The sequence below is a fragment of the Paenibacillus alkaliterrae genome (assembly GCF_021532375.1).
Taxonomy (GTDB): domain Bacteria; phylum Bacillota; class Bacilli; order Paenibacillales; family Paenibacillaceae; genus Pristimantibacillus; species Pristimantibacillus alkaliterrae.
Map to the genome: position 1 here is coordinate 1 of NZ_JAKGAP010000134.1, position 4,259 is coordinate 4,259.

The following is a 4,259-nucleotide window of genomic DNA, read 5'->3' on the forward strand; positions in this document are numbered from 1 at the left end:
TGGCGATACGCTTCTCACCCGCTTGGCGGGTTGACGTTACATTTCTACCGTCATTGTCGGTAAGATTCACGCCGTCATTTTACGTGAGCGGCAACAAGATTACATCAAACGCTTACCTATTGCTACTTAAGGAATCGCTTCTGGCTGTTATCGAATAAGTTGCGTTAGTGTTATAATAAAGAAAATGATCGTTGAACGGAATTAAATTTTCGATATCTCTGTATATGGAATGGGGAGAGAAGCAATGGCCAAAAAAATCGATAAGACCACAACAGATGCTATTAGAAAGCTGCTTCAGAAGTACGATGTTAAAGAAGGTGATCGTATTGTAATTGACCTGCGAAACAGCATGATTAGTGACTATAAGGAAGCAGGTATTTCTGATTTAATGAGCTTAAGAGGTACAATAACTGATGAAAGAGCACAAGAGTGGCTGAAGGAAAATGAGGAAATGAGGCAAGAATGGTGAAGGAAGGAGTAATCCTGGACACCAATATCGCCATCGGTTTATTAAATGATAAAACATCTATTGTCGAAACGATTCAAATCCTCCAAGATAAGGGTTATGAGTTTTATTTTTCAGTCATAACGAAGTGTGAATTGCTTAGTGGTGTGAGAAATGATTCCGAGTGGCAAGCTGTTCAAAATATAGCTCTGAACCGATTCATTGATGTTAACAATGACATTGCAACAATAGCTGGGAAAATCAGACTTGAGCAGCGAAAAGAATCAAACCGTGATATACTCCTTTTTGCGTTAGCGAGCCTTTGCATTGTGCGAATGAACGCTTGCCTACCGCGTCGAAAATAACGTCGTAGGTTTGGCCGGTTTTGGTGAAATCTTCTTTGGTATAGTCAATAACCTCATCGGCTCCCAGTGACTTCACCAATTCTACATTGGTTGTACTGCATACCCCGGTAACCTCTGCCCCGAAGTACTTGGCAAGCTGTACCGCATAAATACCTACCGATCCGGAAGCGCCATTGATTAGAACTTTTTGTCCGGGCTGAATTTTTGCTCAGCTCAGTCCCCAGTATGGGGTATTTCGGTCTTCTAAGCCCGTAAATAAGTTTGACAATGAATGGATCGCCCTTTCGGAAAGCGCAGTCCGCTGGCCCTACGGTTGCCGCCAATATTCGGATCCGTACTTCATTGTCCTTGGGAGCAGGTTTTGCTACCTCCTTGAGCTGTAGAACATCCGGTGTTCCGTATTTTGTGCACACCATTGCTTTCATGAGCATCCTCCTAGACGGTCAAATTGTTATCTTTTAAAAAGAAAACCTCAGTAAGCGGAGCGTTGAAGACGAGAGCAATGCGAAAAGCCAATTCCAGAGAAGGGGAGTAGTTTCCCTTTTCGATGGCTACGATGGTTTGTCGTGTCACGCCCACTTTATCAGCCAATTGCTGTTGGGTCATTTCATCATGGTTAAATCGTAATTTACGAACATGATTGCCAATAAGACTTTTGCCCATCTTAGACTCCTTTCCGATAATGATAGAGCTGTGTGATAACACCAACGATTTCTGATACGAGCCCTGAGCTAATCAGGATGATGAACATTACGGTAGGCTGCATATCCAAGACCTGCGATCCCATCGCTAGTAGAAAGCCAAGTACAAACACATAATGAGAATTCCTTGTGGCCTTCAATTCAATTAACTTGTCGAGTTCATCAGCGAATGAAGGTTCTTCTTCGCTTGTTGCTATCCTATAGATGATCGTGAATACAATGGAAATGATGATTTTTGCTGCAATCGTCACCGGGATTAAGATTAAGATGAAGGACCCCCAAAAGCTGAAGGAATCTGCCTGATCCAGCCCCCCAAAGGGGTACTTTTGAAACACATACAAACAATAACATCCAAAAATTAGAAAGGTGCTGATTAAAGATACGATGTTCTTTTTCTCTTGAAAGGACATCTGTTACTCCTCCTGTACGTTAATCTTTACTTATGGTAAAGTTTTTTATACATAATGTAATTAAAACCATACATAATGTCAATTATATTTTACATTAGAAAGTAAAATAATTTCCAGCATTTAGCCGCCAACCCAGGGAGTCAAAGTGAAAGAAGTCCACGGAAATGTCCCGGATTCGCCGACTTTCACAAATAGACAATTAATTTACTAAGTATTAAATGGCTTAAATCGAAGTTGACGGCGGAGAGCTATGGTTATTATAATTGAACCATATCTATCCCAATTTTATCCACTAAACTTTATATATCCCCGCCTCTGCCTAAAGCTGTCCTTCGCCCACGCCTGATCGAGCGGTTAATGAAATCACGACATCCTGGATAATTTCGTTCTGCAAATTTAAAGTAAACTGGGAGGAAATCCATGAAAGCCATTGTTTGCACAAAATACGGTTCACCGGATGTTCTTCAGCTCAAAGAGGTAGAAAAACCTACTCCCAAGGACAATGAAGTACTCATTAAAATATTTGCAACAACAGTATCAGCAGGAGACGCGAGAATTCGAATGGGCACCAGAAAGACATTGCCTTTCTGGCCCATCTCAAAAATAGCTATGGGTCTCAGAAAACCAAGAAAAACGATACTAGGGATTGAGCTAGCCGGGGAAATTGAATCAGTAGGCAAAGATGTAAAACAATTTAAGAAAGGTGATCAGGTTTTTGCAGCTAGCGGTTTTGGAATGGGAGCTTATGCCGAGTACAGATGTCTGCCAGAAGACGGGCCAGTGGCAATAAAGCCGGCCAATATAACCTTTGAGGAAGCCGCCACCGTTCCTGTTGGCGCATCAACCGCATTGTTTTTCCTTAGAGATAAGGGAAAGATACAGCGCGGACAAAAAGTTCTTATCAATGGCGCTTCTGGAAGTGTAGGTACTTTTGCGGTACAGCTTGCCAAGTATTTTGGGGCAGAAGTTACCGGGGTATGCAGTACCGCGAATTTAGAACTGGTCAAATCTCTGGGAGCCGATAAGGTCATTGATTATACGAAAGAGGATTTTACCAAAAACGGTCAGATCTATGATATTATTTTTGACACGTTAGGCAAGACTTCGTTTTCACGTTGTAAAAGCTCGCTAAAGCAAAAAGGATTCTATCTTTTAGCAGTCTTTCATTTTCCACAGCTTGTTCAAATGCTAAGGACTTCAATAATAGGCAGCAAGAAAGTAATATGTGCGATGTCAAACGACAGAAAGGAAGATTTAATTTTCCTCAAAGAGCTTATTGAGGCGGGACAGATAAAATCGGTCATAGATAGACGCTATCCGTTAGAACAAACTGCCGAGGCTCATAGCTATGTTGAAAAAGGGCATAAAAAGGGAAATGTAGTCATAACGTTGGAACGGAATAACTAAGCCTAGCGCTGCACTGGGCCGCTATTCCTCTTAGACGATTCCCCTATGCGCAAGCACAAGAATTAAGCTTCTGTATACACAGACGAACTCGAATGGAACATCTGTTCAAGTATGCAAGCGATGCATAAACGCACCGCAGGAGAGGGTAGACGCCGTTATCCGCTAAGCTTTAGTTGCCGGTGGAGCTATCGGGTGCTGGAATGAGAAGAAGCAGATGAGAGAAGGAGCTGTTTGGGCATGAGCAACATGCATCGTATCGGGTGGTTTGATCAGCAAGTACGAGCGGGCAACTACCCGAACAGCAGCCTTCTTGCTAAGGAGTTTGAAATTTCAAAACGGCAGGCTGCACGTGACATTGAATATATGGAAATGTCACTTCGCGCGCCATTGAAATATGTAGCCAAACATAGAGTGTACTGTTATGAAGACGAGGCCTTCGTATTACCTCATATGTATATGAGCGATGAGGAGAAGAAGGTGTTAAAATAACTCGCGCTCTGTTACCGGCATTACAATTATGATAATGCCAAATCTGTTCAGCGCGTCGCCGATTTGCTTGGCCGATTCGAAAGCACGGAGGAAAGTGAGGCAGAGAATTATGCCCGCTTGCCGGTATTTGATGTTGATCCGCGGACGATTCAGCATATGGAGCTGCTCTCCCGCGCCATATCGGAAGGCCTGTCCGTACAGATTGTGTATAAGGATCAGGAGGGCGAACGCTATTTGCATGTTAGCCCGATAAGGTTCGCATCCCGTTATCATGCTGATTATGTCATTGTTTACGGCGAAGATGACGAACGGCCGAACCAAGAACGATATAAAACAACAAACTAATGGATATGTACGACAAGTTCTGCTATAAGCGCCTAACAGCGTGAAATGCAGGAGATTAAAACATTAATCTTAACTTTACAACCGAGGATGGGAATGA

The 4,259-nt window shown here is 42.8% G+C and carries 7 protein-coding genes and 1 pseudogene; 5 read left to right on the forward strand and 3 right to left on the reverse strand.

Going from position 1 to position 4,259, the window contains the following annotated elements; genetic code table 11:
- Nucleotides 1-244 precede the first annotated feature (244 nt).
- Nucleotides 245-469, forward strand: a complete 225-nt coding sequence (locus tag L1N85_RS26550; protein WP_235242024.1) for a hypothetical protein — start codon at nucleotides 245-247, stop codon at nucleotides 467-469.
- Nucleotides 463-810 carry a PIN domain-containing protein gene (locus L1N85_RS26555; protein ID WP_235242025.1) on the forward strand — a complete coding sequence of 116 codons (348 nt, stop codon included), beginning with the start codon at nucleotides 463-465 and terminating at the stop codon, nucleotides 808-810. Before L1N85_RS26550 ends, L1N85_RS26555 begins: the two co-directional genes overlap by 7 nt.
- On the opposite strand, the pseudogene L1N85_RS26560 reads toward L1N85_RS26555, so the two are convergent.
- From L1N85_RS26560 to L1N85_RS26570, 3 genes and pseudogenes are all read right to left on the reverse strand, one after another.
- Nucleotides 728-1,235 (reverse strand): annotated as a pseudogene (locus L1N85_RS26560) (NAD(P)-dependent alcohol dehydrogenase); the annotation flags it as partial. The gene L1N85_RS26555 and the pseudogene L1N85_RS26560 sit on opposite strands and share 83 nt — an antisense overlap.
- Before the next feature lie 10 nt (nucleotides 1,236-1,245).
- Nucleotides 1,246-1,473 (reverse strand): helix-turn-helix transcriptional regulator, encoded by a 228-nt coding sequence (locus tag L1N85_RS26565; protein WP_235242026.1) that lies wholly within the window; start codon nucleotides 1,471-1,473, stop codon nucleotides 1,246-1,248.
- 1 nt (nucleotide 1,474) lies between these two features.
- On the reverse strand, nucleotides 1,475-1,921 hold the full coding sequence (locus L1N85_RS26570) for a hypothetical protein (protein WP_235242027.1): 447 nt from the start codon (nucleotides 1,919-1,921) through the stop codon (nucleotides 1,475-1,477).
- Nucleotides 1,922-2,341: 420 nt separating this feature from the next.
- Between L1N85_RS26570 and L1N85_RS26575 the strand changes: the two genes are divergently transcribed.
- The 3 genes from L1N85_RS26575 (at nucleotide 2,342) to L1N85_RS26585 (ending at nucleotide 4,162) form a co-directional block, all read left to right on the forward strand.
- Complete coding sequence (locus L1N85_RS26575) at nucleotides 2,342-3,328, forward strand: NAD(P)-dependent alcohol dehydrogenase (protein ID WP_235242028.1); 987 nt, start codon at nucleotides 2,342-2,344, stop codon at nucleotides 3,326-3,328.
- Between the two features lie 237 nt (nucleotides 3,329-3,565).
- The gene (locus L1N85_RS26580; RefSeq protein WP_235242029.1) at nucleotides 3,566-3,817 is read left to right on the forward strand and encodes a hypothetical protein; all 252 of its coding nucleotides are present in this window, start codon (nucleotides 3,566-3,568) and stop codon (nucleotides 3,815-3,817) included.
- 63 nt (nucleotides 3,818-3,880) lie between these two features.
- The gene (locus tag L1N85_RS26585; protein ID WP_235242030.1) at nucleotides 3,881-4,162 is read left to right on the forward strand and encodes a hypothetical protein; all 282 of its coding nucleotides are present in this window, start codon (nucleotides 3,881-3,883) and stop codon (nucleotides 4,160-4,162) included.
- The last annotated feature ends 97 nt before the right edge of the window (nucleotides 4,163-4,259 follow it).